This is a genomic window from Bradyrhizobium sp. BEA-2-5 (genome assembly GCF_032918025.1).
GTDB classification, from domain to species: domain Bacteria; phylum Pseudomonadota; class Alphaproteobacteria; order Rhizobiales; family Xanthobacteraceae; genus Bradyrhizobium; species Bradyrhizobium pachyrhizi.
Genome location: NZ_CP136629.1, coordinates 5858439 through 5883171, shown reverse-complemented (window position 1 = coordinate 5883171; position 24733 = coordinate 5858439). Strand labels below are relative to the sequence as shown.

Annotated in this window: 29 protein-coding genes and 1 pseudogene; 14 read left to right on the top strand and 16 right to left on the bottom strand. The window is 63.9% G+C overall.

Features of this window, described 5'->3' with window-relative positions; translation table 11 throughout:
- The first annotated feature begins 12 nt into the window (after positions 1 to 12).
- From RX327_RS27855 to RX327_RS27830, 6 genes are read left to right on the top strand one after another with little or no spacing between them, the layout of a single operon-like run.
- Positions 13 to 672, top strand: a complete 660-nt coding sequence (locus RX327_RS27855) for a flagellar hook assembly protein FlgD (protein ID WP_317247724.1) — start codon at positions 13 to 15, stop codon at positions 670 to 672.
- A 19-nt stretch (positions 673 to 691) separates the two neighbouring features.
- Positions 692 to 1963, top strand: coding sequence for a flagellar hook protein FlgE (gene flgE, locus RX327_RS27850; RefSeq protein ID WP_317247723.1), 1272 nt, complete (start codon positions 692 to 694; stop codon positions 1961 to 1963).
- Positions 1960 to 2214, top strand: a complete 255-nt coding sequence (locus tag RX327_RS27845) for a hypothetical protein (RefSeq protein ID WP_028336949.1) — start codon at positions 1960 to 1962, stop codon at positions 2212 to 2214. The genes flgE and RX327_RS27845 overlap by 4 nt, the downstream gene beginning before the upstream one ends.
- 19 nt (positions 2215 to 2233) lie before the next feature.
- Positions 2234 to 2689, top strand: a complete 456-nt coding sequence (locus tag RX327_RS27840; RefSeq protein ID WP_317247722.1) for a flagellar protein FlgN — start codon at positions 2234 to 2236, stop codon at positions 2687 to 2689.
- Positions 2690 to 2716: 27 nt separating this feature from the next.
- A complete protein-coding gene (gene flgK, locus RX327_RS27835; RefSeq protein ID WP_317247721.1) occupies positions 2717 to 4492 on the top strand; it encodes a flagellar hook-associated protein FlgK in 1776 nt (591 codons plus the stop codon).
- 16 nt (positions 4493 to 4508) lie between these two features.
- On the top strand, positions 4509 to 5417 hold the full coding sequence (locus RX327_RS27830; protein ID WP_317247720.1) for a flagellin: 909 nt from the start codon (positions 4509 to 4511) through the stop codon (positions 5415 to 5417).
- Positions 5418 to 5429: 12 nt separating this feature from the next.
- Here RX327_RS27830 and RX327_RS27825 read toward each other — a convergent pair whose 3' ends face one another.
- The 3 genes from RX327_RS27825 to RX327_RS27815 all read right to left on the bottom strand — a co-directional run bounded on the left by RX327_RS27825 (position 5430) and on the right by RX327_RS27815 (position 8393).
- A complete protein-coding gene (locus RX327_RS27825) occupies positions 5430 to 6368 on the bottom strand; it encodes a transporter substrate-binding domain-containing protein (RefSeq protein WP_317247719.1) in 939 nt (312 codons plus the stop codon).
- Positions 6365 to 6652 (bottom strand): cytochrome c, encoded by a 288-nt coding sequence (locus tag RX327_RS27820; RefSeq protein WP_317251340.1) that lies wholly within the window; start codon positions 6650 to 6652, stop codon positions 6365 to 6367. Before RX327_RS27820 ends, RX327_RS27825 begins: the two co-directional genes overlap by 4 nt.
- Before the next feature lie 76 nt (positions 6653 to 6728).
- A complete protein-coding gene (locus RX327_RS27815; protein ID WP_317247718.1) occupies positions 6729 to 8393 on the bottom strand; it encodes a methanol/ethanol family PQQ-dependent dehydrogenase in 1665 nt (554 codons plus the stop codon).
- Between the two features lie 661 nt (positions 8394 to 9054).
- Between RX327_RS27815 and RX327_RS27810 the strand changes: the two genes are divergently transcribed.
- From RX327_RS27810 to RX327_RS27795, 4 genes are all read left to right on the top strand, one after another.
- A complete protein-coding gene (locus RX327_RS27810) occupies positions 9055 to 9453 on the top strand; it encodes a calcium-binding protein (RefSeq protein WP_317247717.1) in 399 nt (132 codons plus the stop codon).
- A gap of 332 nt (positions 9454 to 9785) precedes the next feature.
- A complete protein-coding gene (gene pqqA, locus RX327_RS27805) occupies positions 9786 to 9866 on the top strand; it encodes a pyrroloquinoline quinone precursor peptide PqqA (protein ID WP_008562446.1) in 81 nt (26 codons plus the stop codon).
- Between the two features lie 226 nt (positions 9867 to 10092).
- Complete coding sequence (locus RX327_RS27800; RefSeq protein WP_050383931.1) at positions 10093 to 10977, top strand: hypothetical protein; 885 nt, start codon at positions 10093 to 10095, stop codon at positions 10975 to 10977.
- 117 nt (positions 10978 to 11094) lie between these two features.
- On the top strand, positions 11095 to 11331 hold the full coding sequence (locus RX327_RS27795) for a hypothetical protein (RefSeq protein WP_028336941.1): 237 nt from the start codon (positions 11095 to 11097) through the stop codon (positions 11329 to 11331).
- A 5-nt stretch (positions 11332 to 11336) separates the two neighbouring features.
- Here the strand turns inward: RX327_RS27795 and RX327_RS27790 are convergent, their stop codons facing one another.
- From RX327_RS27790 to RX327_RS27775, 4 genes are read right to left on the bottom strand one after another with little or no spacing between them, the layout of a single operon-like run.
- Entirely contained in the window at positions 11337 to 11690 is a 354-nt protein-coding gene (locus tag RX327_RS27790) for a hypothetical protein (protein WP_317247716.1), read from the bottom strand.
- 40 nt (positions 11691 to 11730) lie between these two features.
- Positions 11731 to 12441 (bottom strand): ABC transporter ATP-binding protein, encoded by a 711-nt coding sequence (locus RX327_RS27785; protein ID WP_317247715.1) that lies wholly within the window; start codon positions 12439 to 12441, stop codon positions 11731 to 11733.
- A complete protein-coding gene (locus RX327_RS27780; RefSeq protein WP_317247714.1) occupies positions 12431 to 13168 on the bottom strand; it encodes an ABC transporter permease in 738 nt (245 codons plus the stop codon). The genes RX327_RS27785 and RX327_RS27780 overlap by 11 nt, the downstream gene beginning before the upstream one ends.
- A gap of 2 nt (positions 13169 to 13170) precedes the next feature.
- Positions 13171 to 14103, bottom strand: coding sequence for an ABC transporter substrate-binding protein (locus RX327_RS27775; protein WP_317251339.1), 933 nt, complete (start codon positions 14101 to 14103; stop codon positions 13171 to 13173).
- A 149-nt stretch (positions 14104 to 14252) separates the two neighbouring features.
- Here RX327_RS27775 and RX327_RS27770 point away from each other — a divergent pair, with 149 nt between their 5' ends.
- Entirely contained in the window at positions 14253 to 14594 is a 342-nt protein-coding gene (locus tag RX327_RS27770) for a hypothetical protein (protein WP_410712088.1), read from the top strand.
- A 125-nt stretch (positions 14595 to 14719) separates the two neighbouring features.
- On the opposite strand, the gene RX327_RS27765 is transcribed toward RX327_RS27770, so the two are convergent.
- Both RX327_RS27765 and RX327_RS27760 read right to left on the bottom strand, forming a co-directional pair.
- Complete coding sequence (locus RX327_RS27765; RefSeq protein WP_317247712.1) at positions 14720 to 15544, bottom strand: quinoprotein dehydrogenase-associated SoxYZ-like carrier; 825 nt, start codon at positions 15542 to 15544, stop codon at positions 14720 to 14722.
- Between the two features lie 43 nt (positions 15545 to 15587).
- Positions 15588 to 16514: a quinoprotein relay system zinc metallohydrolase 2 gene (locus tag RX327_RS27760; protein ID WP_317247711.1), complete on the bottom strand. Its 927-nt coding sequence runs from the start codon at positions 16512 to 16514 to the stop codon at positions 15588 to 15590.
- Between the two features lie 167 nt (positions 16515 to 16681).
- Between RX327_RS27760 and RX327_RS27755 the strand changes: the two genes are divergently transcribed.
- Both RX327_RS27755 and RX327_RS27750 read left to right on the top strand, forming a co-directional pair.
- Complete coding sequence (locus RX327_RS27755) at positions 16682 to 17563, top strand: substrate-binding domain-containing protein (protein ID WP_317247710.1); 882 nt, start codon at positions 16682 to 16684, stop codon at positions 17561 to 17563.
- Positions 17560 to 18119 (top strand): annotated as a pseudogene (locus RX327_RS27750) (PQQ-dependent catabolism-associated CXXCW motif protein). The gene RX327_RS27755 and the pseudogene RX327_RS27750 overlap by 4 nt, the downstream one beginning before the upstream one ends.
- Positions 18120 to 18146: 27 nt before the next feature.
- On the opposite strand, the gene RX327_RS27745 reads toward RX327_RS27750, so the two are convergent.
- The 6 genes from RX327_RS27745 to RX327_RS27720 all read right to left on the bottom strand — a co-directional run bounded on the left by RX327_RS27745 (position 18147) and on the right by RX327_RS27720 (position 23027).
- Complete coding sequence (locus tag RX327_RS27745; RefSeq protein ID WP_050383925.1) at positions 18147 to 18443, bottom strand: copper-binding protein; 297 nt, start codon at positions 18441 to 18443, stop codon at positions 18147 to 18149.
- 142 nt (positions 18444 to 18585) lie between these two features.
- Positions 18586 to 19203 carry a hypothetical protein gene (locus RX327_RS27740; RefSeq protein ID WP_410712087.1) on the bottom strand — a complete coding sequence of 206 codons (618 nt, stop codon included), beginning with the start codon at positions 19201 to 19203 and terminating at the stop codon, positions 18586 to 18588.
- Complete coding sequence (locus RX327_RS27735; protein WP_317247709.1) at positions 19200 to 20048, bottom strand: ABC transporter permease; 849 nt, start codon at positions 20046 to 20048, stop codon at positions 19200 to 19202. The genes RX327_RS27740 and RX327_RS27735 overlap by 4 nt, the downstream gene beginning before the upstream one ends.
- The gene (locus RX327_RS27730) at positions 20045 to 20866 is read right to left on the bottom strand and encodes an ABC transporter ATP-binding protein (RefSeq protein WP_317247708.1); all 822 of its coding nucleotides are present in this window, start codon (positions 20864 to 20866) and stop codon (positions 20045 to 20047) included. The genes RX327_RS27735 and RX327_RS27730 overlap by 4 nt, the downstream gene beginning before the upstream one ends.
- The gene (locus tag RX327_RS27725) at positions 20863 to 21840 is read right to left on the bottom strand and encodes a YVTN family beta-propeller repeat protein (protein ID WP_317247707.1); all 978 of its coding nucleotides are present in this window, start codon (positions 21838 to 21840) and stop codon (positions 20863 to 20865) included. The genes RX327_RS27730 and RX327_RS27725 overlap by 4 nt, the downstream gene beginning before the upstream one ends.
- A 5-nt stretch (positions 21841 to 21845) precedes the next feature.
- Positions 21846 to 23027, bottom strand: a complete 1182-nt coding sequence (locus tag RX327_RS27720) for an ABC transporter substrate-binding protein (protein WP_317247706.1) — start codon at positions 23025 to 23027, stop codon at positions 21846 to 21848.
- A gap of 146 nt (positions 23028 to 23173) precedes the next feature.
- Between RX327_RS27720 and RX327_RS27715 the strand changes: the two genes are divergently transcribed.
- Positions 23174 to 23692, top strand: coding sequence for a DUF3280 domain-containing protein (locus RX327_RS27715; protein ID WP_152977484.1), 519 nt, complete (start codon positions 23174 to 23176; stop codon positions 23690 to 23692).
- A 188-nt stretch (positions 23693 to 23880) separates the two neighbouring features.
- On the opposite strand, the gene fghA is transcribed toward RX327_RS27715, so the two are convergent.
- Positions 23881 to 24720 carry an S-formylglutathione hydrolase gene (gene fghA, locus RX327_RS27710; RefSeq protein ID WP_317247705.1) on the bottom strand — a complete coding sequence of 280 codons (840 nt, stop codon included), beginning with the start codon at positions 24718 to 24720 and terminating at the stop codon, positions 23881 to 23883.
- Positions 24721 to 24733: the final 13 nt, after the last annotated feature.

Here is a 24733-nt window from a genome sequence, read left to right as displayed (position 1 = left end):
GAGAGCCTTGTCATGACCGTTTCCTCGGCAACCTCTGCTGCAACCTCTACCACGTCGAGCGCGTCGTCGAGTGCGTCGATGGGGATGAGCTCGACCGATTTCCTCAACCTGCTGGTCAGCGAGCTGCAGAACCAGAATCCGCTGGATGCGACCTCGACCACCGACCTCGTCAATCAGCTCACCTCCTACGCCAATTTCACCTCGCAGCAGTCGATCAACTCCAACTTGTCGTCGCTCGCGAGTTCGTTCTCGAGCCTCGTGACGCTGAACTCGGTGAACTACATCGGCCACACTGTCGAGGCGAAGTCGAACACGGCGGAGCTGACCAACGGCTCGGCGACGTTCGGCTACTCGCTAACCTCGGCCGCGTCCAACGTCGCGATCACGATCCAGGACTCCTCGGGCAACACGGTGTGGAGCGGCAAGGGGACCGGAACCGCCGGCTCCAACACCTTCACCTGGAACGGTCAGACCTCCGACGGCACCCAGCTCAAGGACGGCGGCCAGTACACGATTCAGGTGACTGCGACCGACTCCGCCGGAAACTCGCTGCTTAGCTACACCACGATGACGGGAACGGTGACCGGCATCGATGCCTCCGGCTCGACGCCCTCGCTGCTCGTGAACGGCGTCCCCGTCAGCGCCGCCAACATTATCGGCGTCACGTCCTGATTGCTTCCGGAGTAATATCATGAGTCTCACTGGTGCTCTTTCCTCGGCGATCTCGGCGCTCAATGCGCAGAGCCAGTCGCTGGCGATGATTTCTGACAACATTTCCAACGCCGACACCACGGGCTACAAGACCACGTCGGCGATGTTCCAGGATCTGGTGACCGCGTCGAACAGCGCCACCTCATACGCTTCCGGCGGCGTCACCGTCTCGGGCCGCGCCAACATCACCCAGCAGGGCCTGCTCGCCGCGACCTCCAACGCCACGGACGTCGCAATCCAGGGCTCCGGCTTCTTCGTCACCACCAACGCGACGTCCGGCGGCACCACCTCCTATACGCGTAACGGCGCGTTCACCACTGACAATCTGGGCTACCTCGTCAACAACGGAAATTACCTTGAGGGTTGGCGCACCGACGCCGACGGCAACATCATCGGCAATGCCTCCGCCGCGAGCCTTGGTCCCATCAACACCCAGGTCGCCTCGACCAGCGGCAGCGCCACCACCAAGACCACGATCGAAGCGAACCTGCCGTCGGATGCCGCGACCGGCGCCACCTACACCAGCTCGATGACGGTCTACGATTCGCTGGGTACGGCGAGCACGATCCAGATCGATTGGGAAAAGACCGGTGACAACACATGGAAGGCCAGCTTCGAGCAGCCCAAGCTCGCATCGGACTCCACGACGGCCAGCGCCGGCGCGATCACCGATACGGTGGCGATCACCTTCAATAGCGATGGTTCACTCAAATCGACGGTGCCGAGCCCGCCGACGATCTCGGTGACCGGTTGGACAGATGGCGCGGCCGACAGCTCCATTACGCTCAATCTCGGTACGGCCGGCAAGACCGATGGCCTCACGCAGTATTCGTCAGGCGAGACCACGCCGGCCGTCGACCTTACGAGCATCACGTCGGACGGTCTGCCCTATGGCAAGCTGAGCAGCATTTCGATCGGCAAGGGCGGCGTGGTCGACGCGACCTACTCCAACGGGCAGACGATCGCAATCTACAAGATCGCGGTCGCGACCTTCAGCGACCCCAACGGATTGAGCGCGGCCAGCGACGGCATGTACTCCGCGACGGCAGCGTCCGGCAACGCCACGCTGCAGACGTCGGGCAGCAACGGCGCTGGTACGATCTACGGCAGCGAACTGGAATCGAGCACCACCGACACCAGCGGTCAGTTCTCCAACATGATCTCGGCGCAGCAGGCCTATTCGGCGGCATCGCAGGTGATCACCACCGTCGATAAGATGTTCGATACGCTGATCTCGGCGGTGTCGCGATGATGACCGAGAAGTGGAATGACCGCTTGCTGGTCAAGCTTCAGCGGCTGCAGGCGAAGGCCGCCTCGGTCCGGCCGGACGACCGGGCGCAGCTCCGTGCGTTGCTCGACGATGTCGGAACGTTGCGGGACCAGCTGATGCGCGAATGCGCGCGGCTCGACCAGGAACTCAACCGGGCCGCGGTCCGGGTTACGGCAATCACCGCGTATGGACGCAGCGCACAATCGGTTCGCGCCCTGCGTCGCGGACACTAGCTTGAACGGGAGCGATGACATGACACCGGAACGCAACATCAAGATCAATCCCGCGGGCAATGACGAGCGCGCAAGGTCGTTGATCGCGCTGATCGACAATCTGATCGCGATCGTGAACGAGGAGAATGTCGAGCTCGCCAAGGGCTTGCCGGCCTCGCGGCTGAAGCAGGTCGACGAGAAGCACCGACTTGCCACCCTGTTCGAGCAATGTGTGGCGGAGGCGGTCGGCAAGACGGCAAATCTCAACGTCCAGGATCGCGTGCTGCGCGAGCAGCTCCTGGAGCGGATCCTAAGGCTGCGGGCAGCGATGGACGAGAATCTGGTGCGCCTGCGCGCGGCGATCGAGGCCAGCAACCGCCGGATCGAGGCCGTCATGCAGGCGATCCGCGAGCAGATCGCCGACGTGTCGCCTTATGGCGCCGGCGGCCGTCGCGTCACGCCGGCGATGTCCTATGGCACCAATGTGCGGGCCTGATCGGGCCGGCGCCGGAGGGAGTAGGCCGTGTCCTCGCTCGATATTGCACGAAGCATCGCATTCAGCGGGCTGTCGGCCACGCAGGTGCAGATCAGCGTAGCCTCGGCCAATATTTCCAATGCCGACACCAAGGGCTATACCGCGAAGACCGCCAATCAGAGCAGCAGCGTCACTTCCGGTGTCGGTACTGGCGTCACGATCACGGGGATCAGCAGCGCGGTCGACAAGCTGCTCCTGAAGTCGCTGGTCGGGGCCGATTCCGATCTCGGCGCCGCCGACACCACCAACAGCTTTCTGACCGAGCTCCAGCAGCTCTATGGCAGCACATCGAGCTCGGACAGCTCCACGACGGGAACCTCGCTGGCCAACACGATCGCGGCGTTGGAGTCGGCGCTGTCGTCGCTGGCGAGCACGCCGAGCAGCGCCTCGCTGCAATCCAACGTCGTCAGTGCGCTTGCGGCGGTGACGACGCAGCTGCAACAGACCTCGAGCGGCATCCAGACGCTGCGCTCCAATGCCGACCAGGACATCGCGTCGTCGGTTACCGACATCAACTCCGACCTGCAGCAAATCTCCGACCTCAACAAGCAGATCAAGCAGCAGGCGGCGGCCGGACAATCGACGGCTGATCTGGAGGACCAGCGCAACAGCGCGCTGCAGGATCTCGCGTCGATGATGAATGTGAGCTATTTCACCACGTCGACCGGCGATCTGCAGGTCTATACCGGATCGGGACAGGCGCTGGTCGATAGCACGGCGCATCCGCTGAACTATACGGCGCTGCCCAGCGTCACGGCGTCGACGACTTACAGCGCGGGATCGTTAAGCGGTTTCAGCGGCATCACCGTCAACGGCGTCGACATCACCTCGCAGATCTCCTCGGGCAAGGTCAGCGCGCTGATCACGCTGCGTGACCAGACGCTGCCGGCGGCGCAGTCGCAACTCGACGAGTTGGCTCAGCAGTTGACCGCGGCCGTCAACGCTGTGTCCAACCAGGGCACATCGGTGCCGCCGCCATCGAGCCTGACCGGAACCGGCACCGTGAGCAGCACGACGCCGCTGTCGGCGACCGGCACGGTGCGCATCGCGGTTGCGGACAAGAGCGGCAATCTGGTGTCCTACCAGGACCTCGATCTGTCGTCCTACGCCACGGTCGGTGATCTCGCCACCGCGATCAACGGTATCTCGGGTCTGTCAGCTACGGTCGATGCCAACGGACACTTGTCGATCTCGACGAGCACATCCGGCAACGGCGTCGCCATCAACGAGCTGACGAGTTCGGTCGGCAGTTCCGGCGAAGGCTTTTCGGATTACTTCGGGTTCAACGACCTGATCACCGGGACCGGCGCGTCCGACATCGCCGTGCGCAGCGACATTCTGAACGGCACGGCGGGGCTGCCAACGGCGACGCTCGATGCGTCATCCACTCTGACCGTCGGAACTTCGGTGCTGTCGCCGGGCTCGGCGACGGTGGTGAACGCGCTCTCGAGCGCCCTGACGGGGGCGACCAATTTCGGTATGGCGGGCAGTCTTGGCGCGACCACCGGCTCTTTCACGGACTACGCGGCCGCCATCGTCGCCAACGTCGCCGGCAAGGCGACCCAGGCGTCGGCGGCCTACACGGCCAAGGATACCGCTCAGTCGACCTACGCGAACTCGCTGGCGTCGCAGTCCGGCGTCAACCTCGACGAAGAGTCAGCCAATCTGAGTGCGTTGCAGAACAAATACGCCGCCGCGTCCCAGATCATTACCGCGATCAACGCCATGTTCTCGGCGCTGATGACCGCGATGAGTGCCAGCTGAGCCCGAGGCCGTCGTCATGATGATGCGTGTTGCCACCTTTGCTCAGTCGGACCAGATGATATCAAGCGCGCTGCGGGTGCAAGCGGTGATGGCCAACGAGCAGGTGCAGGAGTCCTCCGGGCTGCAATCCGAGGATTTCGGCGGCTATGGTTCCGGCGCCGGGCGCGTCATCAATTTGCAGGTTTCGGTGACGCGCGCGCAATCCTATATCGATGCCGCCACGCTCGCCGACAGCAAGGTCCAGGTGATGTATTCGGCGGTCGGCTCGGTGACGGACATCCTCACCCAGCTCCGGTCCCAGCTCAGCGCGGCCACCACCGGCAGCAGCACGGCGACGGCATCGGTGATCAACTATGCCCGGCAGGCCATGGCGCAGATGCAGGGGCTGCTCAACACTCAGTATGACGGCGAATATGTCTTCAGCGGCGCCCGCACCGACACCGCGCCTGCGGATTTGTCGAGCTTTGACACCGGCACCGGATCGCTGACGACATCAGACACCAGCTATTACAAGGGCGACAGCGAGATCGCGTCCGTGCGCGTGTCGGACAGCCAGTCGATCTCCTACGGCGTCACCGCGGACAATTCGGCATTCGAGGAGGTGATGCGCGTGCTGAAGTTCGTGGCCAACAGCACGACGCTGTCGTCGAGCGACGTCTCGCAGGCGCTCGACCTTGCGAGCAGTGCGCTGGATGCCACATCCACCGTGCAGGCAAAGCTGTCGACCGCGGCGTCGCAGATCGAGACCGCCAGCACCAACCAGAGCGATTATCAGAATTTTGCGAAGACGCTGTCGAACGACCTCACCAGCGTCGACGTCGCTGCCATCACCGCGCAGCTTTCGACCTACGAGGCGCAGCTCACGGCGTCCTATTCGGCGATCTCCAAGATCCAGAGCATGAATCTGGCAAGCTATTTGCGATAGCTATCGCCGGCATCACCGGTTCAGGATCTTCAGCCAGACATCGCCGAGGATGATCGGCTCGCGCGGCGGAAGCCAGGTGAGGCCGGCGGCCTTGCCGAGCTCCGCGATGGTGCCCTTGGCCTGCAGATCGGTGAGGACCTTGTTGACCGATTCCAGCAGTCCTTTGTCGGTTTCGAGCGCAACGTAGCCGCGGTTGGCGCCGATCGGATAATAGTAGCCCGAGGCCGTGATCCTGGTGTCGGGATGTTCAGCGCGGTAGGCATCGAAGCGGCGCAGGTCGAGCAGCGTGGCGTCGAATTCGCCGCGTTCCAGTTCTCCGAACAGGTCGCTGCGCCCCGGAACGAGGTGCGTGATGTCGTCGATCAGCTTTCCCTTGTCGAAGGTCATCAGGATGGCGTCGCCGAGCGATCCGCTTTCGATGACGAGACGAAGGCCGGCGAGGTCGCCGATGTCGGCGATCTTGCGCTCCTTGATCTTGTCCTTGGCCTTGGGACCGAGGACAACGGTCATCGGCGAATAGATGTAGGGTTGGCTTGGCGCCAGCACGCCGATCGGAATCCGCCGGCGGCGATCCTCGCGGGTAGCGCCGTCGAAGTCCGGCAGCTTGGCCGTCGTGACGCCGGGTGCCTTCAGCGAGTCCGTGGTAAGCGCGTAGCCGCCGACCAGCGAGCAGCGCCCGTCCGACAGCAGAGCATTGGCTTCGAGCGCGGGGCTCGAATCTTCATCGAGCTTGCTCTCGAACCACTGAATCTTGAGCGGCCGTCCGAGCCGCTCGGCAATGGCCTGCGCGAGCGCGACGTCGAAGCCGGCATCGGGCTTGCCGCGATGATGCGCCGACAGCGGCGGCAAATCCTCGTCGAGGCATACCTTGAGCGGTTCGTCGGCGGCATGCGCTGCCGCCGACATGGCAAGAAGCAGGGCTGACGCCGCGGCCGCGAGCAGGGCCCTCATGGGGTCCTCCGGCTGGACACGAAGGCCCAGACGTCGGCGATCTCCTGCTCGTTCAGGATGTCGCCCCAGGGCGGCATCTTGTTGTTCTTGCCGTTCTTCACCGTGGTGACGAAGCGCGCCTTGTCGTCGGGAATGGCGCGCAGGTCCGGCGTGATGGTGCCGGAGTTCATCAGATTGGGGCCGTGGCAGTGCGAGCATTTCTTGGCGTAGGTGACCTTGCCCTGGTCGGCCTGACCCTGAAGGTCGATTGCGGTTGATTGTTGTGCGGCGGCGGGGATCAGCATAATCACCGCCGCAGCGACGGCGGCGAAGATCGCCGCCGTCAACAGGGTTACTCGTTCAGTCACGTGTGCTCCGCGCTCAGTTCTTGACCGCAAAGACCCAGAGCGAGCCACCGGGCGGCACCTTGGCAAGCCGCTCGTCGCCGGAGAACAACGAGTAGACGCCGCCGTAGCCGCTCGTCACAGCAACATACTGCACGCCATCCTGCTGCCAGGTCACCGGCTGTCCCTCGATGCCGGACCCGGTCTGGAATTGCCAGAGCTTCTTGCCGGTATCGGCGTCGAAGGCCTCGAACTCGCCGGTCAGTGCGCCTGAGAACACGACGCCTCCGGCCGTCGACAGCACGCCCGAGAAGCGCGGAATGTCGCTCGGCGCTTCCCACTTCGATTTGCCGGTCATGGGATCGATGGCCTTGAGATGACCGCGCGGCCCGTCCCCGAACTCCCAGAGGTCGCTCAGATCCATGCCGAGATACCATTCACCCTGCTTGTAGGTGACGGGCTCGGTCTTGTACCTGCCGCCGAAGGCGAGCGTATTGGCATAGGCAAGGCCAGTTTGCGGATTGAACGACATCGGCTCCCAATTCTTGCCGCCGAGGATGGACGGATAGACCGTCACTTTCTTGCCCTCGCGGGCGTCCTTGGAAATGTCGGTCTCGATCGGACGTCCGGTCTTCATGTCGATCCCGGTCGCCCAGTTGACCTTCACGTACGGATTGGCCGCGAGCAGCTTCCCGTTGGTGCGGTCGAGCACGTAGAAGAAGCCGTTGCGGTTGGCATTCATCAGCGTCTTGGTCGGCTTGCCCTCGACGTTCACATCGGCGAGCACCATCTCGGCCACGGCGTCGTAATCGAACGGATTGTTCGGCGAGAACTGGTAGTGCCACTTGATCTTGCCGGTCTTGGGATCCATCGCCAGCACGGAGCAGGTGTAGAGATTGTCGCCGGGGCGCACCGCCGAATTGAACGGGCCGGGATTGCCGATGCCCCAATAGACCGTATTCAGCTCGGGGTCGTAAGAACCCGTGATCCAGGTCGAGCCGCCGCCGAGCTTCCAGGTGTCGCCCTTCCAGGTGTCGCCGCCGGGCTCGTCCGGCGAGGGGATCGAGTGGGTGCGCCAGAGGTGCTTGCCGGTCGCCGGATCCCAGCCGTCGATGAAGCCGCGGGTGCCGAACTCGGCGCCGGAGACGCCGGTGATGACGACGCCGTCGGCAACCAGCGGGGCCACCGTCATCGAATAGCCTTCCTTGATGTCGGCCGCCTTCTGCCGCCACAGCTCCTTGCCGTTCTTCGCGTCGATTGCAATCACGTTGGCATCGAGCGTCGTACGGAACAACTTACCTTCATGAATCGCGACGCCGCGGTTGATGATGCCGCAGCAGACGATTCTCGGCGTCTCGGCGGGATACTCGATCTTGCTCTTCCAGATCTGCTTGCCGGTCTTGGCATCGACTGCCATGGTGGCATTGTGCGAGGTCACGTAGATGACGCCCTGATAGACGATGGGCTGGGATTCCTCGCTGCGATCGTCATTGAAGCTGTAATTCCAGATCGGGACGAGGTTCTTGACCGTATCCTTGTTGATCTGGTTCAGCGTCGAGAACCGCTGGAGATTGTAGCCCATTCCATAATTGAGAACGTTCGACGTGTCGGTCGCACCCTTGACCAGCTGCTCGGTGGTTTGGGCGCTTGCACCATACGATGCAAGAATCACGAGGCTTGCGGCCAGCGCAATGCGTCTCATCCTATCCTCCCAATGAACTTTTTTCCGCACGCCTATTCCTGACGTTGCGGACGGAACCATCCGCCTGAAACCAAAACGGGTCAATACGAAAACGTGAACGAGCGCCCGCTAACCGCAAAAGACCGATCGGAAGCGTCAGGTCTTTCGCAGATGCGTTCGTGGCTTGCCGTCGCGTGGAATACGCTACACCAGCGCTCCGTCGGTATGCCGCGGCGCGAACGGTCAGCTGGACGGCGTAGGGGGACAGACACTCGGCCGCGGTTTCGCGCCCCGCTTGTCCGGCGGCACATTGCAATTATCGATACGCTGCTCGTCGGTCCATTTGCGGCCGAGCCGCTCCTTACCGGTGAGCACGCGCTGCTGCACCGCCTCCGCCGATGGGGCAGGGTGCCGGGTCTGCGCTGACACGGGCGTAAGCAGACCGAGCACAACCAGACAGCCCAATACGCTTCTGCAAATGTCGCTCATGATTCACCTCGATCATCCTGGTGCTATACGTCGGAGCTCCACAGGTGACCGGTCGGGAGGTCTCTTTCCACCCGAAAACCGACGAGGGCTCGCCCGTTGCGCCAGCTGTCGAACGTTCGCCAAGGCTGTTATGATGCGCTTTTCGTGGCGCGCTTCGCCCCGTCGCCGGAGCGGCACGCAAGGGAGATGAATGATGATTTCGCGCCGATCGCTTGCTCTGACTTTGGCCATGGCCGTTCTGTCGGCGCCCGCCCTGGCGGCATCCGGCCGCAAGGGCGCGCTGAAGATGCTCGATCCTGATAATGACGGTACGGTCGATCTCGCCGAAGCCAAGAAGGCTGCTGCCGACCTGTTCGCAAAGCTCGATCCCGATCGTGACGGCACGCTTGATGCGCGCGAATTGCGCGGACGGTTGTCGGCGAAAGAGCTCGCCGCCGCCGATCCTGACCGTGACGGGACGCTTACGCTGGACGAATATCTGTCCGTGGTCGAGCAACGCTTCAACGCGGCGAATCCCGACAAGGACGGAACGCTGGATGCGAAGGAGCTGAACTCGCGCGCCGGCCGGGCCCTGCTGCGCCTGCTCAAATAGCTTGCCTAGCGGGCGCATTCCGGGCGGATTGCCGGATATTGACGCAGGAATCCGCGCATAACAAAAAAAGTTGCGATTTCGCTCTTGGGCAAGACGCGGCTGGATGAATCGGGTCTCCTTGCCGTTGCGTCGCCGCCCGGCAGCCGGAAAATGCCCGACAGATCAGTGTCGGAGTTCCCGATGCCGGGCAGATGTTAGCGAGCCGTCGTCCGCTTCGGCATGTCCAGCAGCGAAGTCGGGTCCTTACCCGGCCGGCTTGCGCGCTGGAAAAGGCAGTCCTAGCTTGCCGCGCGGCGCGAGGCTTGCGCCAACTTATGACTTGGGAGAAGGAAATGGCTTGGAAAGCTCCGAAGATCGTGGAAGTGCCGGTCGGCATGGAAATCAACATGTACGCCTGCGCTTCGCGCAAGTAATCTTAAGACAAGTAACGCGAGACAGCCTGCCCGGCTCGTGCAGCCCGCTGCATCGAGCCGGGCAGGCGTCTTTTGTGGAAAGTGTCTTTTGCGGGCGCTGATGCGGCCGCTCGGCCAGCTTCCCTCATACCCTTCCCACAAGACCTTGAGACCGACACCACCTGCGCGATTGGCGGGCCTTGCTGCTTTGTCCTACAGTGTGGCCTGAGGCGGTGGTGCGGGGACGATGAATCCAAAACTCAGGACCGGGCGTTGGGCGGGGACGTTGTGCGCGGCGATTGCCGGCATCACGGCGGTGTTGCCGCCTGGCGCCTATGCCGAGGACTTTGATACCGAGCACATCTTCGGCTTCATGATCGGCTCCGACGTGGGCAATGTCGGCGAGCGTGAATTCCAGAGCCAGACCACCGGGCGCTTCGCCAAGGACGGCGGCCGGTATCGCACGCTCAATCAGGAAATGGAGCTCGAGCTCGTGCCCGCGCCGAATTTTCGTGTCGAGCTCGGAACGTCATTCAGCGCATACGACATCAACCGCGTTCCGGGTCTCGACGATCGGCGCCAGCTGTCGTGGCAGAGCGTCTCGGTCGATTTCCGCTATCGCTTTCTGAATCGCGAGGCGGCGCCCTTTGGCATGACGGTCGCGCTGGAGACGCGTGCCGATCGCGTCGACGAGACGACGGCCGCAGCCGTCCGTAGTTATGGCACCGAACTCACGGTCGCGTTCGACCGCGAGGTGATCCCGAATTTTGTCATCGCGGCCCTCAACCTAAGCTATGAGCCGGAATGGACGCGCACGCCGCGCACCGGCGCTGCGGATCAGGATGCCACCATCGGTGCCGCATTCGGCCTGATGGCCAGGGTGAAGCCGGATATCCTGATCGGCGGCGAAGCGCGCTATTTCAGGAAGTACGAGGGAATCGGCCTGGATGAATTGTCCGGGCAGGCGCTGTTCATCGGGCCGACCGCCTATTTCCAGCTCTCCGAACGTTCACGCCTGACCGCGACCTGGAGCGTCCAGGCGTGGGGGCAGCGGGCGGGGAGCAATGCCGCTCTCGACCTCGTCAATTTCGAGCGCCATCAGGCGCGGCTGGTGTACGGTTTGAACTTCTAGAGCGTGAAGCCTCTGGGACCGGGTTCCCCAACCTGTCACGGGGCTGTGAAACCAGGACGTGGCCGATTACGTATTTCGCCGTGTTATCTATTGCATGAGCACGCTTAGGGATCGCGCATGAACCCGATTGATCTGATCGTCACGGTATGTGCCGTGCTGTCGCCCGCCACCTGCGAGGAGCAGCATCTGGTGTTCAACTGGAACGGCTCTCTGCAGCAATGCGCCATGGCCGCGCCGCCTTACATCGCGCGGTGGGTTGGCGAACATCCGAAATGGACAGCGGTGCGCTGGCGTTGCGAATATCCGCACAGCAACGATCGGGCCGGCGCGGGCGGCGAGCTGCCGGCGGGTTAGCCTTTCTATTTGTTGCAGTCCTTCAGATCCTTGTCGGCGATCGAGAACACGGCGTCCGCCTTGATCTCGATGTCACGGGCGATGCACTGCCGCGCGTCGGGATAGCTGACCTTGGCGTCATAGCGGCCGGGCTCGACACCGGTGATGCGCAGCCGCTCGTCGTGGTCGACTTCCTTGTCCTTGTCGTTGAGCGTCTGGTTGGGACCCCACTCGTTCTTGCCTGCCGGCGACAACTCAAAGCTCGAAATCGTGGCGCTGGTCAGATTCCACAGCCGAATGCCTTTGCCCTTGCTTTGAGCGAACACTGTCACCGGCAGCACAAGCAACGCAACACCAACAGCGATCAACGCGCGCGACATCCAGCCTCTCCTTTATGCTTCGTCCAAGGATGACGGCGTCTCACATATTTGCAAGGTCCAACTGTGAGAGTTGCCGCTTGATTTCGTCGATCTCGGGCTCGCCGCGCGTCGCGCGTGGTGCGGCGATGGTCTCGACGTGAAGGATTCGGGCCGGCCGCGACGACAGGAAGAACAGGCGATCGCCGAGGCGAACCGCGTCGTCGAGATCGTGGGTGACGAGCAAGGTCATCATTTTCCGGCTGGCCACCAGCGTTGCGACCTGGTCGCGCAGCCGCCCCGCGAGCGCATTGTCGAGCGAGGCCAGCGGCTCATCGAGGATCAGGAAATCGGGCTCGATGGCGAAGGCGCGGGCCAGCGCGACGCGGCGGGCGAGGCCGAGCGACAGCTCCGCGGGAAAATGGTTGCGGTGCGCGCCCAGTTCGAGCACCTCGAACAGCGCAGAGAGCGTGCTGTCGCCGACATGCGGCGCGGCCAGCCGCACATTCTCCTCGACCGTGCGCCAGGGCAGCAGCCGCGGCTCCTGGAAGACCATGCCAAGGCGCATGCCCGGCGATCGCGTGACATGGCCCTGGTAGTTGGCGTCGAGCCCGGCGAGGATCCGGAGCAGGGTGCTCTTGCCGCAGCCTGACGGGCCGAACAGCACGCCGACCTCGCCGGCGTTCAGCGTGAAGGTGACGTTGTCGAGCACGTCGTGCCGCTTCCCGGCCGCGCTCGCAAAGCTCTTGCCGGTGATCTCGACCTCAAGCCGCACGGGGCCGCCACCGGTTTGCGCGGGCTTCGAACGGCTGCACCAGCAAGGTTTCGATGACGAGCACGACGGCGGCGAAGGTCAGGGAATAGGCCAGCAGCCGCGGCGTGTCGAACAGCTGGAAGGCGATGCCGATCTCGAAGCCGACGCCGTTCGGACGACCCAGGAGCTCGGCGACCAGCACGATCTTCCACACCAGCGACAGCCCGGAGCGCGCGGAGGCCGCGATATAGGGCGCAAGCTGCGGCAGCACGACGTGGCGGAAGGCGCGCCAGCGCGGCATCGCGAACACGCTCGCCATCTCGTCGAGCGAGCGGTCGAGCGCGCGCGCGCCCTCGCGCAAGGTGACGATGGCGGTCGGCAGCTTGTTGATGGCGATCGCCGCGATCGCGGCGGTCTCGGTGAGCCCGGCCCAGATATAGGCCAGTACGATCACGACCAGCGCCGGCAAATTGAGCAGCAGGATCAGCCAGGGATCGCCGAGGCGATTGGCAAGCGAGACGCGGCCCATCAGATAGCCGATCGCCGAGCCGAGCGCCATGGCAAGGGTGAAGGCCAGCGCGACCCGGGCCAGGGTTGCGCCGAGATTGATGAACAACGCGCCCGATCGGGCTTCGGCGACGAGCACCGACAGCACCGCCGGCGGCGCCGGCAGTTTCGCATCGCCGATCAGCAGCGAGGCGATCCACCAGGTCGCGATGAACAGCGTGAATGACAGGAGACGCAGCACCGCTAGTCTCCCGGAATCGCTTGATAGAAGGTGCCGGGATCGAGCTCGGTTGCGGAGCCGACCAGATCGCGGCCGCCGAGCTGCGCCAGCACGCGGTAGAGCACGCGCGCATCCGCCTCTTCGTCCGCGATAGGACGGCGCGGGATGCCTTCGCGGTAGCGCTCACGATAGGCATGCAGGGTTGCGGCATCCTGCGCACCGGTCAGCGGCGCGATCGCGTCCCATTCGGCATCCGAGGTCGCCAGAATCTCTTTCGCGGCGCGCGTCACGGCGATGAAGCGGGCCACCAGATCCTTGTTGGCGTTCGCCCAGGCTTCGTCGAACACGTAGCCAATCATGGCGATGCGGCCCTTGCTGCCGAGCTTCGGCAGGATGTCCTCGATACCGGCGAGGCGACGAAAACCCTTGGCTTCGAGCTGGGCGCAGAAATTCCAGAAATTGAGGCTCGCATCCATCTCGCCGTCGAGCGCCTTCGCGGCGATCAGGGGCGGTGCGCCATAGACGATGGTTGCCTCGGACTTCAGGTCGATCCCGTCCTGTTTCATGCGCGCCTGGAGCAGCAGCCAGCTCTTGTCGATCGCCCCGCCCGCGACGGCGAGCTTGCGGCCCTTCAGGTCTGCGAGCGTCTTGATTGGAGAAGCCGCCGGAACCATCACCGCGCCCAACGCGCTCGAATAGGGATAGAAAGTGAGCTTGGCGCCCAGCGCACGCTCGCGCGACACCCACAGCCAGTCCGACAGGATGATGTCGGCGCTGCCGGCGCGCATCGCGATCTTGCCAGCCTCGGTGCTGGCCAGCTCGACGACGTCGATCGACAGATTGGCCTTCTTGTCGAGACCATGGGAGCGAATGACGGCCAGTTCCCAGGCCAGCGTTCCGGTCTTCTGCGCTGCAACGCGGATGGTCTGCGCGTAGCACGAGGTGCCGAACTGCATGACCGCCAGAACTGCCGCAGCCAACACCGTGCGTACAGAGATGATCATCGTTTCTTGAGCCACTTCCCCGAATGTTTTCTTTTCTGATCAACATCCATAGCATAGCTTGCGGAAAGAGAAGAGGAAGCAGGACCATGGCAGGAGCTGGCATGCTACGACCGATTGTCGCCATCCTGGTGCTCGCCGGGACGGCCGTCAGCGTGCAGGCCCAGGAGATCAACGACTATCCGACCTCGGCGCGGGCTGAATATGTGTTCGGCTGCATGAAGGCAAATGGCGAATCCCGGCAGTCGATCGAGCAATGTTCCTGCTCGATCGACGTGGTGGCTTCGATCATACCCTACGAGCGCTATGTTACCGCCGAGACCGCGCTCAGCATGTCGCAGGTGCGCGGCAATCTCGGCGTCCAGTTCCGCACCTCGGAGCAGGCCGCGAACGCGCTCAACGACCTCAGGCGCGCCCAGGCCGAAGCCGAAGTCAGGTGCTTCTAGAGCATGATCCGGAAAAGTGCGCAGCGGTTTTCCGGAAAGATCATGCTTAAATGCCGGCTAAGGCGCGATAGCGATCCAACCTGATCTCATCGCATTTTTTGCGTCCGTCGTGAGATCGCGAGGCGTCAAGTGCCGGGATTCTCGACCTTCCATTCGTGCTCGAAAATATGCCCTTCGGTATCCTTGGCTTCGGCGCGGAAGCGCTTGGCTCCGTTCGAGACGTAGGTGAAGCGGACATTAGGATCCTCGGAAATCGAGATTCCGCCCTCCATCGCCAGCACCGGACTGTCGTCCTGCCAGATGTACAGCTCATTGACGAAGAAGGCCGGGATATAGAGCTGCGTGACCTGGTCCATCTGCAGGCCTGAATTATTCGGATGCCCGATCATGATCTGGGCTTCCCGCGTGCTGGTCGCAGGTCCCTGTTCGGACTTGGTGAATTGCCGATAGCGCATCTGGCCGAGCCGGTTCCTGGCTTCCTCGACGTTCTTGCCCGCCGGTGCCGAGCAGCCGCCGGAGGCTTTCACGTACGTCTTGGACACATAGAGCTGACCGTCGCTGAGCTCGGCGACCGCGTGGACATCGGTGTAGTTGTTGACGCGCACGCGTGTCGAGATCTCCGTGACGTTGGCGTCCGGCCCCAGCGTGAACTTCGTAGCCATCGGCGCCGGGTTCTCGTCGATCACAAGCGTGATCGCGACGACGCGGCGGCTGTCGCTCGGTTGCAGCTTGCTGCGCAAGGTCACCGGCACGATCGCCGCGTCCTCGGCGCGATACGGCATCTCGATGCCGATGACGGCGCTGCCGTCATTCATCGGACGGTTGCTGAAGATGTCCTGCACCAGGCCGGGCCAGGGATCATAGGCCTCTTCCGCGAGTGCAGCCGGTGTGCCCAGCGCGATCGTGAGCAGGCTTGCGATGCAAAGCAGGCGGGCGCGATGTCCGGTCATGTTCGCGAAATCCTATGCAGCCGCGTCATTATAGGACGATCCGCTACTCCCATTCAATTTCAGAGAATGCTGCAGTTGCGTTGCGGGCGTTGTAGTCGTCGAACAATTGCCAGCGCGGCCGCTCGGCGGCTGCGGCGTGCTCGGCCGCGGCGGTGATCGGCTTGCCGCTTGCGACCAGCGCGCGCACGTCCGCGGCCAACACCCCAAGGTAACGCCGCTCATCGGCAAGCGCTGCCGGCCATGCGCTCACGGGTCCGTGACCGGGAACCACGCGCTCGGCGGAGATCGCCGCGAGTGCGTTAAGCGCACGCAACCAGCCCTTGAGGCTGCCGTCGACCACGGGAATATGGATGAGAAACACCATATCGCCGGCGAACAGGGTCCTGGTTTGCTCGTCGAGGACCGTGAGGTTGTTGTCGCTATGGGCGGGCGGCCACGCCTTCAGGGTGAGGGCCCGTCCGCCGAGGTCGAGCTTCTGCGTGTCCGCGACCAGCACGGTCGGGGGGATGATCTTCACCTCGTCGATCAACGCGTCGCCTATGCTCCGGCGAAACCCGTCGAGGTAGAATTGTCCGCGCGCGGCCAGCGCGCGTGGCAGAGACTTATGGCCGACGAAGCTGGTCCCATCGCCGACGAAAGCCGCATTGCCGAAGCTGTGGTCGGGATGCGCGTGGGTGTTGATCACGTAGCGGATCGGCTTGTCGGTACGGCTGCGGACCGCGGCGAGCAGCTGTCGTCCTTCGCGGACGCTGCCGCCGGTGTCGATGACGGCGACGGCGCTGTCGCCGATCACGAATCCCACATTGGCGATGGCGCCTTCGTTCTCGCGCGTCATCAATGCGGTGACCCCGGTGTGAACGAATATTCCGGGAGCGACTTCGCTTACAGGCAATTCTGCCTCTTGCGCCCGCGCTATGGTCGGCGCCCAAAGCATCAGGAGCAGCGCAAGCACCGAACCGCCATGAGCCATGTTTCCGCCTCAGTTACTCCGGGACGCGCGATCGATGTCGTCGCGTTCCAGTTTGCGCTGCAGCAAGCAACGCGGCGTGGTCGCGATCATTATTCCTGTTGCACGTCATGGTGCGCCGGGCAATTGCTGGATGGCGGCGATCGATCCGATCAAGAGGAGACCGCGTAATGAGAATTGTCGGATGTCGTCCTGTTCTGCTCGCGCTTGTCGGCTTCATCGCCTGTCTGGCCGGCCGCGACATTGCGCGCGCGCAGGTCAATGATCAGGGCGAACTTTCCATCGAGCTCATCGATGCCCGCGTGCTGCGCGTCTGCGCTGATCCGCGCAATCTGCCGTTCTCCAACGAGAAGGGCGAGGGGTTTGAGAACAAGCTCGCGGAGTTTCTTGCGGACAAGCTCCAGAAGAAGCTCGACTACGTCTTCTTTCCGCAGGCCAGCGGTTTCGTGCGGATGACGCTGGGTGCGCATCGCTGCGACGTCATCATGGGCTTCCCGCAAGGCGACGATCTCGTGCAGGGCACCAATCCCTACTACCGCACAGCCTATGCGATCGTTGCCAAGCCGGGCAGCGGGCTCGACGAGGTCACGACGCTCGAGGACCAGCGGCTGAAGGGCAAGCATATCGGCATCGTGGCGGGAACGCCGCCCGCGACCAACATGGCCATCAACGGCCTGATGACCAATGCGAAGCCTTATCCGCTGATGATCGATACGCGCTACGATTCGTCGGCCGAGGCGATGATGAACGATCTCGCCAAGGGTGAGATCGACGCCGGCATCCTGTGGGGACCGATGGCGGGCTTTTACGCCAAGAAGGCCAACCCGCCGCTGCACATCACGCCGCTGGTGAAAGAAACCAGCGGGCCGAAGCTGGTCTATCGCATCGGCATGGGCGTGCGCCCTGCCGACCAGAACTGGAAGCGGCAGCTCAACAAGCTGATTCAGGAGAACCAGGGCGAGATCAACAAGATCCTGTTCGATTTCGGCGTCCCGCTGCTGGACGAGAGCGACCGGCCGATCGGGCCGGAGACCGCGACCAAATCACCATGATCAGGCTCGCGGCCATGCTTGCGGTGATGTTCGTCGCCGCTTCGCCTGTCCGCGCGCAGGACCCACCCGCAGAGCCGGAGAGCTATCGCACCGAGGACTACCGCGCGCCGGTGCCGGTGACGCTTGCCGGCGCACGGGTGCTCACGACCGCGGAAGCGGAAGCGATATGGCGCGACAAGTCCGCCGCGTTCGTCGACGTGATGCCGCGCCCGCCGAAACCGAACAACCTTCCCGCGGGCACGGTGTGGCGCGATGCGCCGCGCCGGAACATTCCGGGCAGCATCTGGCTGCCTGACACCGGCTACGGCACGCTGCCGCCGCGCCCACGGAGGATTATCTGCGACGCGGGCTCGTCCGCGCCTCAGGCGGCGACGCGACCAGATTGCTCGTGATCTACTGCCAGGAGAATTGCTGGATGTCGTGGAACGCCGCCAAGCGCGTGCTGTCCTACGGCTACCGCAACGTGGCGTGGTATCCGGAGGGAACCGACGGATGGGAGCGTGCCAAATTGCCGCTGGCGGACGCCGAGCCCGAGCCGCGCGAGGGAGAGCAGTAAGCCCGTCCTCGCGCGCCACGCGGGCCGTTACTTCTGCTTGTCGAGCTTGTTGATGGTCTTGCCGCCGTCGCTGTCCGTTGTGGTGAACGAGACCTTGTCACCGGCGTGGAATGCCTCCAGCGACTGTCCCTTCGGCACCTTGTATTCCTGGATCGCGCCGCCGGACGCGCCCACCGTGCCGCTTTGCATCTGCTGGATCGAGATGGTTCCACTCAGTCGGTCAATCTTGGTGACCATTCCCGACATGGATTGCTGGGCCAAAGCCGCTGTGGTGACCAGGCTCGCGGCGGCAAGGCTGGTCATGACGATCTTGGCTGCTTTCATGGAGGTCTCCCAACTTCAGATATAGTTGGGGACAACGAGCGGGCAGCGCAGTTTGTTCCGTGTCGGTGTGGCCCAAGAGATTGTTACCCAAAAGACCGTCAAAGCGGCGCGTTAACGATCCCGGGGCGATCGGTCGCAGGCCTCAATCGAGCTCCTGCTGGATGGTACGGCCGAGCGCGAACAGGCGCTGATCGATGGCGGTCGGCACCTCGCAGACGAATTTCACCACGCGCCCGCGGTCCTCGAAGATGCGGGTCTCCCAGACCAGTTGGTTGCCGAGCTCGTCGACCTTGGCCTGGTCCGGCGGTGTCGCGTCCTGCAGCGCCTGCAGCTTGAGCGTGTCGTCGCGGATCTTCTCCGCGGCCTCGCGCTGCTTGCGCATCACGCGCTCGAGCCCGTTCATCACCGAGGCGCGCTGTCCGTTCAGCGTATCGAACAGACCGGCAAACAGCAGTTTTCCCGCATTGGCCTTGTCGGCCGCGGCAGCTGACAGGAATTCGGTGATCTCCTTCTGCGCCTCCTCGAGCGGAACGCGGCGCGCCGCGAGCTTGATCGCGAGCGCGCTGACCTTGGCGTCGTCCTTCCATTTGTTCTGGACATCGTCGAGCGGCGGACCGGCCCACACGGCGGCCAGCGAGATCTCCGGCACCTTGGCCTGGGTACAGGGCCAGTCCGGATAGCGCGGATCGGCCGCCGATGCGACCTGGGTCGACAGAGCCATCGCGAGCAGCGCGCCCAGTCCTGTTCGCCAGCCCGTCATGCCTCGCCTCCGCCGGGTCCGCGGCGCACCAGGCCGCGCGATGGATCGTAAGCCAGGATCGCGCCGATCATGAACACGACGGTGCAGCCGCCGACCACCGCGAGCGAAACCCAGTTCATCCTGCCGTACAGCGCGAAGCGGATCAGCTCGACCGCATGGGTGAACGGATTGGCCTCGCAGAGATAGTACAGATAAGGGCTGCCCTCCTGCACCCGCCAGAGCGGGTAGAGCGCGGAGGAGGCGAAGAACATCGGGAAGATCACGAAGTTCATCACCCCGGCGAAGTTTTCCAGCTGCTTGATGCCCGAGGAGATCAGCATGCCGAGCGAGCCCAGCATCAGCCCGGACAGGATCAGCGCCGGCAGCACGGTGAGGTAGCCCCAGGGCGGCGGGGTGATGTCCCAGAGCCAGGCGATCAGCAGGAATGCGTAGACCTGGAGCAGCGACACTGCGGTGCCTGCGAGCAGCTTGCAGAACAACAGGAACCCGCGCGGCAGCGGGCTCACCAGGAGCGTGCGCATGTTGCCCATCTCGCGGTCATAGACCATCGAGAGCGAGGATTGCATGCCGTTGAAGAGCTGGATCATCGCCATCAGCCCAGGTGCGATATAGACCTCGTAGAGGATGTAGGTCTCGTAGGGCGGGATGATGGAGATGCCGAGCACCTGGCGGAAGCCGGCGGCAAAGATGAACAGCCACACCAGCGGGCGCACCAGCGCCGAAACGAAGCGCTCGCGCTGATGCAGGAAGCGCAGCCCCTCGCGCCAGACGATGCCGGTGAGGCAGACGATGTATTCCGACAGCGAGAAGCCGCTTCGCTCAGGCGTAACCGTCGTGCTGGTCATGACGGCGGTCTCCCCGCGAGTGTTGCCGTTCCGGTCAGGCGCATGAACGCGGTGTTGACGTCCTGAGCGCCTGCGTCCGCGATCACGCGTGACATCGGGCCGTGCGCCAGCATTCGGCCCTGATGCAGCACGACGAGGTCGTCGTTTGGCATGATTTCGTCGAACAGATGCGTCGCCCAGAGCACGCCGATGCCCTGATCGGTCACGAGCTGGCGGACATGGCTGATGATGTCGGCGCGCGCCTTGACGTCCAGGCCGACCGTAGGCTCGTCCAGCAACAGCAGCCGCGGCCGGTGCAGCAGCGCCCGCGCAATCTCCAGCCGCCGCATCTGGCCGCCCGAGAGATCGCGGACCTTGCTGCCGGCGCGCTCTTCGAGCCCGATGCGGCCGAGCAGTTCGGCGCTGCGCGCGGCGGCCTCACGGCGGCTGATGCCGTGCAGCGCGGCGTGATAGAGCAGGTTCTGCGTCAGCGACAAATCGAGATCGAGCGTACGCGGCTGGAACACGACGCCGAGCAGCCGCAGCGCCTCACCCGGCGTCCGGCTGACGTCGTGGCCGAAGATCTTGATCTGGCCGTTCTGGATGCCGAACAGGCGCGTGACGAGCGAGAACAGCGTGCTCTTGCCGGCGCCGTTCAGCCCAAGCAGCGCAGTGAAGCTCGCAGACTGAACCGTGAAACTGACATCGATCAAGGCGCGGCGCGGACCGTAGCTGTGGCTGACATTGCCGATCGACAGCGCCGGCTGCACGGCCGCGGCTGTTCCAGGGCCTGCATCCGGCGAGAGCTGGCTCGCGATATGGGCGTCGGTTGCGGTCATGGCTGCGCGATCGTGACGCCCCAGGGCAGTTCGCCCACCTGAATGGTCTTGATCACTTTTTGTGCGGCCACGTCGATGACCGAGACGTCGTTGGAGACACCGTTGGTAACCAGCAGATATTTTTCGTCCGGAGTGAAATCCATGTGCCAGACCCGCTGGCCGACCAGGAGATATTTGAGGACCTTGTGGCTCGTGCCGTCGACCACGGCGATGCGATTGGCGGGGCCGAGCGCGATGAAGGCGGTCTTGTCGTCCTTGGTCATGCCGATGCCGACGGGCTGGATCGCCTCTTTCCGCAGGCCGGGGATCTCGAAGGTGACCTTGCCGATCACCTCGTGCTTCCTGGGATCGATGATCGACACGGTCCCGCCGATCTCCGAGGATACCCACACTTCCGAACTGTCATGCTTGAACTCGGCGAAGCGCGGGCGGGCGTCGACCAGCACGTTGGCGACGATCTGGCGCGTGGCGGTGTCGATGAAGTGCGCCATGTTGGTCGTCTCGGACGTGTTGATCAGCGTCTTGCCGTCGGGGCTGATGGTCATGCCCTCGGGCTCGACGCCGACCTGGATGTCGCCGAGGCGTGCGCGCTTCTCGAGATCGATCACGGTGACCGTGTTGTCGTTCTCGTTGGCGACATAGAGGATCTTGCCGGCGGCATCCTGCGCGAACAGCTCGGGATCCGGCCCGGATGGCAAGCTGTCCACCACGCTTTGCGTCTTGGTGTCGATCACCTGGATGGTGTCGTCGTCGCCGACCGCGACCAGCACGAACTTGCCGTCGCGCGTGAAATCGATGCCGCGCGGGCGCTGGCCGACCTTGATGGTCTTGGTCACCGTCCAGCTGTCGGTGTCGATCACCGAGACCGTGTTGCTCTTTTCGTTCGAGACGTAGGCAACGAAGGCGGACGCCGGTGTCGCGGCAAGCCAAACGAGCATCCCGGTCAACAGACAGCGGCGCCACATGCGTTTCATCTCCCTCACTGCAGCTTGCACTTCGTTTCAGGCCGGTCAACTCCGAGCGTGTCTAGCTCGGAGACCTGGTGCAGGAATCCCTCCTGCGGCGACACCGACACCACCATGCGGCCGTCGACCAGCAGGATCGGCTGGCGCAGCTGCAAGTTCCAGTCGCGCAAGGTGAGCCGCGTGCCCTTGAACGCGGCGACCGAGAAGTCCTTGCCCTTGAGGAAGGCGATGACCTTCTTGGGGTCCCCCGAATTGGTGCGGGATGTGGCTTCCCCGATCATGCGCGCGGCGGTCCACGCCTGCATGTCGAGCGCGGTCATGCGGCGCATGTTCAGCTTGACGAAACGGTTCTGCATCTGGATCGCGCCCCACTGGTCCTGCGCGGCGTCCCAGCTGCGCGGCACCAGTCCGGCCGAGCCCGCGACGGGCCGCGCATCCCAGGTGCGATAGGGCAAATAGGCGCCGAACACCTCGCTCTCGTCGGCGGCGACCAGCACGTCATAGGCCGGCGCCTGCTGAGTGAAGACAGGCATCTGGCGCTGTATCAGTGTCACGCCGCTATCGGTACGGCGTGCACCGCCTTTGTCTTCGAAGGTGCGCTCCTGCACGATCTTGGCGCCGAACCGCGTGGCGGTGCGCCGGAGCGCATCGGCGAACAGCTTGTCCTCGTCATGGGAGCCGACCACGAGCAGCCAGCGCTTCCACTGCTTCCACACCAGGTATTGCCCGAGCGCGTCGGCGAGCATTGCCCGGGTAGGGGCGGTATGGATGACGTTGGCGCGGCAATCGGCCTCGCGCAGCCGCTCGTCGATGGCGCCGACGTTGAACAGCAGCGTGCCGCGGTCGCGCAGCACGTCGGCGACCTTGAGCAGGGCATCGGCGGGCAGGTCGGTGATGATATAGTCGTTGCGGCCGGCGAGGTCGGTCGCGACCTTGGCGACATCATCGCTGTCCTTGACCTTGACCTCGTCGAGCACAAAGCGCTGGTTGAGGAATTTCCCGGTGGTGTTGTTGTCTTCGATGGCGAGGCGCGCACCGGCAACGCCGTCATTTTCGGCCGGCTGCTCGACCAGCGACAGCGTCGATCTGGTGCCGGCGATGCCGAGATAGCCGATATGAACCTCGACGGGATCAGCCGCCAGCGCGCCGGTCGCTACCATGCTGAGCGCGATCGTGCCGATCAGCCATCGCAACATAACTCCTCCCGCAGTCTTTTTTCACTCGACATGGCGCGCGGAAATCCGGCCTCCGTGCCGTTGGCTTGCAAGATGCCGGAATTGGCCTAGCTTGCAACCCCGCTTTTTGTTGTTGCGACGTTACAAATTACGATTGGTTCACAATCATGAGATCAGCGTTTGCCTTCGCCGTTTCTTTGCTGGTGGTGTCTGCGGCGGTGGCGCGCGCCGAGCCGCCCAAGCTCGCGGTGTTCGACCTCGAGATGATCGACACCAGCCTGCAGGGGGAAGTGAGCGGGCCACGCAGTGATGAGCAGGCGCGGCTGCTCCGGGTCGGCGACCAGGTGCGCAAGGAGCTCGCGGACTCCGGCAAGTTCCGCGTGCTCGACATCGCGCCGGTCAATGCCGCGGCGCATGGCAGCAATCTTCAGGCCTGCGGCGGCTGCGATGTGAAGCTGGCCGGCGAACTGGGCGCTGATCTCGTGATGACGGGCGTGGTGCAGAAGGTCTCCAACCTCATCCTCAACATCAATCTCTATCTGCGCGACGTGCATAGCGGGCAATTGCTGGCAGCGGCGAGCGCCGACATGCGCGGCAACACCGACGAATCCTGGTCGCGTGCCACCGACTACCTCGTGCGCAACCGCCTGCTCGCGCCGAACTACGGCGCGCCGCAGACGCGATAGCCTGCGCGCACGAATGGACCTCCGTCATCCTGAGGTGCGAGCCTTGCGGCGCATTTGCGCCGCTGGGCGAGCCTCGAAGGATGAATCGGCCCGGTTACAGCCACACGTTGAAATTCGGGCCGTGCATCCTTCGAGACGGCCGCTTCGCGGCCTCCTCGGGATGACGGGATGAACAGACTGCGTGACGCTCAAGCCTTTAGCCGTGCCGCGTGCCAGCGCAGATGATCGGCCATGAAGGTCGAGATGAAGTAGTAGCTGTGGTCGTAGCCCGGCTGACGGCGCAGGGTGAGGGGGATGTTGGCCTTCTCGCAGGCGGCCTTCAGCAATTCGGGCCGCAACTGCTCGGTGAGAAAGCCGTCGGCATCGCCGTAGTCGACCAGCAGATCTGAGAAGCGGGCACCGTCCTCGATCAGGGCAACGGCGTCGTGCTTGCGCCACGCCTGCTTGTTGCTGCCGAGATACCCGCCGAGCGCCTTGATGCCCCAGGGCACCTGCGAAGGCGCCACGATCGGCGCGAAAGCGCTTGCCGCGCGAAACCGGTGTGGGTTGCGCAGCGCAACCGTCAGCGCACCGTGGCCGCCCATCGAGTGACCGAGGATCGACTGCCGCGTCGTGTCGACCGGGAACTGCGCGGCGATCAGCTTGGGCAATTCCTCGGTGACGTAGCTCCACATCCGGTAATTGGTCGCGAACGGCTGCTCCGTCGCATCGACGTAGAAGCCGGCGCCGAGTTCGAAATCGTATGAGTTGGCGGGATCGCCGGGGACGCCTTCGCCGCGCGGGCTGGTGTCCGGCGCGACGAAGATCAGGCCGAGCTCGGCGCAGGCTTTGCGGAATTCGCCCTTCTCGGTGACATTGGCATGCGTGCAGGTCAGGCCCGACAGATAGGTGACGACGGGCAGCTTGGTGCCGGCCGCATGCTCAGGGACGAACACCGAGAAGGTCATGTCGGTCTTGGTCTCGCGGCTTGGATGCCGATAGACGCCTTGCGTGCCGCCATGCGACTTGTTCTGGGAAACCGTCTGCATTGTCGTATTCCTT

What these genes read in the sequence shown, in the direction of transcription:
- RX327_RS27855 (WP_317247724.1), top strand. Translation starts at nt 13, where the DNA reads ATGACCGTTTCCTCGGCAACCTCTGCTGCAACCTCTACCACGTCGAGC.
- flgE (WP_317247723.1), top strand. Translation starts at nt 692, where the DNA reads ATGAGTCTCACTGGTGCTCTTTCCTCGGCGATCTCGGCGCTCAATGCG.
- RX327_RS27845 (WP_028336949.1), top strand. Translation starts at nt 1,960, where the DNA reads ATGATGACCGAGAAGTGGAATGACCGCTTGCTGGTCAAGCTTCAGCGG.
- RX327_RS27840 (WP_317247722.1), top strand. Translation starts at nt 2,234, where the DNA reads ATGACACCGGAACGCAACATCAAGATCAATCCCGCGGGCAATGACGAG.
- RX327_RS27830 (WP_317247720.1), top strand. Translation starts at nt 4,509, where the DNA reads ATGATGATGCGTGTTGCCACCTTTGCTCAGTCGGACCAGATGATATCA.
- RX327_RS27825 (WP_317247719.1), bottom strand. Translation starts at nt 6,368, where the DNA reads ATGAGGGCCCTGCTCGCGGCCGCGGCGTCAGCCCTGCTTCTTGCCATG.
- RX327_RS27820 (WP_317251340.1), bottom strand. Translation starts at nt 6,652, where the DNA reads ATGCTGATCCCCGCCGCCGCACAACAATCAACCGCAATCGACCTTCAG.
- RX327_RS27815 (WP_317247718.1), bottom strand. Translation starts at nt 8,393, where the DNA reads ATGAGACGCATTGCGCTGGCCGCAAGCCTCGTGATTCTTGCATCGTAT.
- RX327_RS27810 (WP_317247717.1), top strand. Translation starts at nt 9,055, where the DNA reads ATGATTTCGCGCCGATCGCTTGCTCTGACTTTGGCCATGGCCGTTCTG.
- pqqA (WP_008562446.1), top strand. Translation starts at nt 9,786, where the DNA reads ATGGCTTGGAAAGCTCCGAAGATCGTGGAAGTGCCGGTCGGCATGGAA.
- RX327_RS27800 (WP_050383931.1), top strand. Translation starts at nt 10,093, where the DNA reads ATGAATCCAAAACTCAGGACCGGGCGTTGGGCGGGGACGTTGTGCGCG.
- RX327_RS27795 (WP_028336941.1), top strand. Translation starts at nt 11,095, where the DNA reads ATGAACCCGATTGATCTGATCGTCACGGTATGTGCCGTGCTGTCGCCC.
- RX327_RS27790 (WP_317247716.1), bottom strand. Translation starts at nt 11,690, where the DNA reads ATGTCGCGCGCGTTGATCGCTGTTGGTGTTGCGTTGCTTGTGCTGCCG.
- RX327_RS27775 (WP_317251339.1), bottom strand. Translation starts at nt 14,103, where the DNA reads ATGCAGTTCGGCACCTCGTGCTACGCGCAGACCATCCGCGTTGCAGCG.
- RX327_RS27770 (WP_410712088.1), top strand. Translation starts at nt 14,253, where the DNA reads ATGCTACGACCGATTGTCGCCATCCTGGTGCTCGCCGGGACGGCCGTC.
- RX327_RS27765 (WP_317247712.1), bottom strand. Translation starts at nt 15,544, where the DNA reads ATGACCGGACATCGCGCCCGCCTGCTTTGCATCGCAAGCCTGCTCACG.
- RX327_RS27760 (WP_317247711.1), bottom strand. Translation starts at nt 16,514, where the DNA reads ATGGCTCATGGCGGTTCGGTGCTTGCGCTGCTCCTGATGCTTTGGGCG.
- RX327_RS27755 (WP_317247710.1), top strand. Translation starts at nt 16,682, where the DNA reads ATGAGAATTGTCGGATGTCGTCCTGTTCTGCTCGCGCTTGTCGGCTTC.
- RX327_RS27745 (WP_050383925.1), bottom strand. Translation starts at nt 18,443, where the DNA reads ATGAAAGCAGCCAAGATCGTCATGACCAGCCTTGCCGCCGCGAGCCTG.
- RX327_RS27740 (WP_410712087.1), bottom strand. Translation starts at nt 19,203, where the DNA reads ATGACGGGCTGGCGAACAGGACTGGGCGCGCTGCTCGCGATGGCTCTG.
- RX327_RS27735 (WP_317247709.1), bottom strand. Translation starts at nt 20,048, where the DNA reads ATGACCAGCACGACGGTTACGCCTGAGCGAAGCGGCTTCTCGCTGTCG.
- RX327_RS27730 (WP_317247708.1), bottom strand. Translation starts at nt 20,866, where the DNA reads ATGACCGCAACCGACGCCCATATCGCGAGCCAGCTCTCGCCGGATGCA.
- RX327_RS27725 (WP_317247707.1), bottom strand. Translation starts at nt 21,840, where the DNA reads ATGAAACGCATGTGGCGCCGCTGTCTGTTGACCGGGATGCTCGTTTGG.
- RX327_RS27720 (WP_317247706.1), bottom strand. Translation starts at nt 23,027, where the DNA reads ATGTTGCGATGGCTGATCGGCACGATCGCGCTCAGCATGGTAGCGACC.
- RX327_RS27715 (WP_152977484.1), top strand. Translation starts at nt 23,174, where the DNA reads ATGAGATCAGCGTTTGCCTTCGCCGTTTCTTTGCTGGTGGTGTCTGCG.
- fghA (WP_317247705.1), bottom strand. Translation starts at nt 24,720, where the DNA reads ATGCAGACGGTTTCCCAGAACAAGTCGCATGGCGGCACGCAAGGCGTC.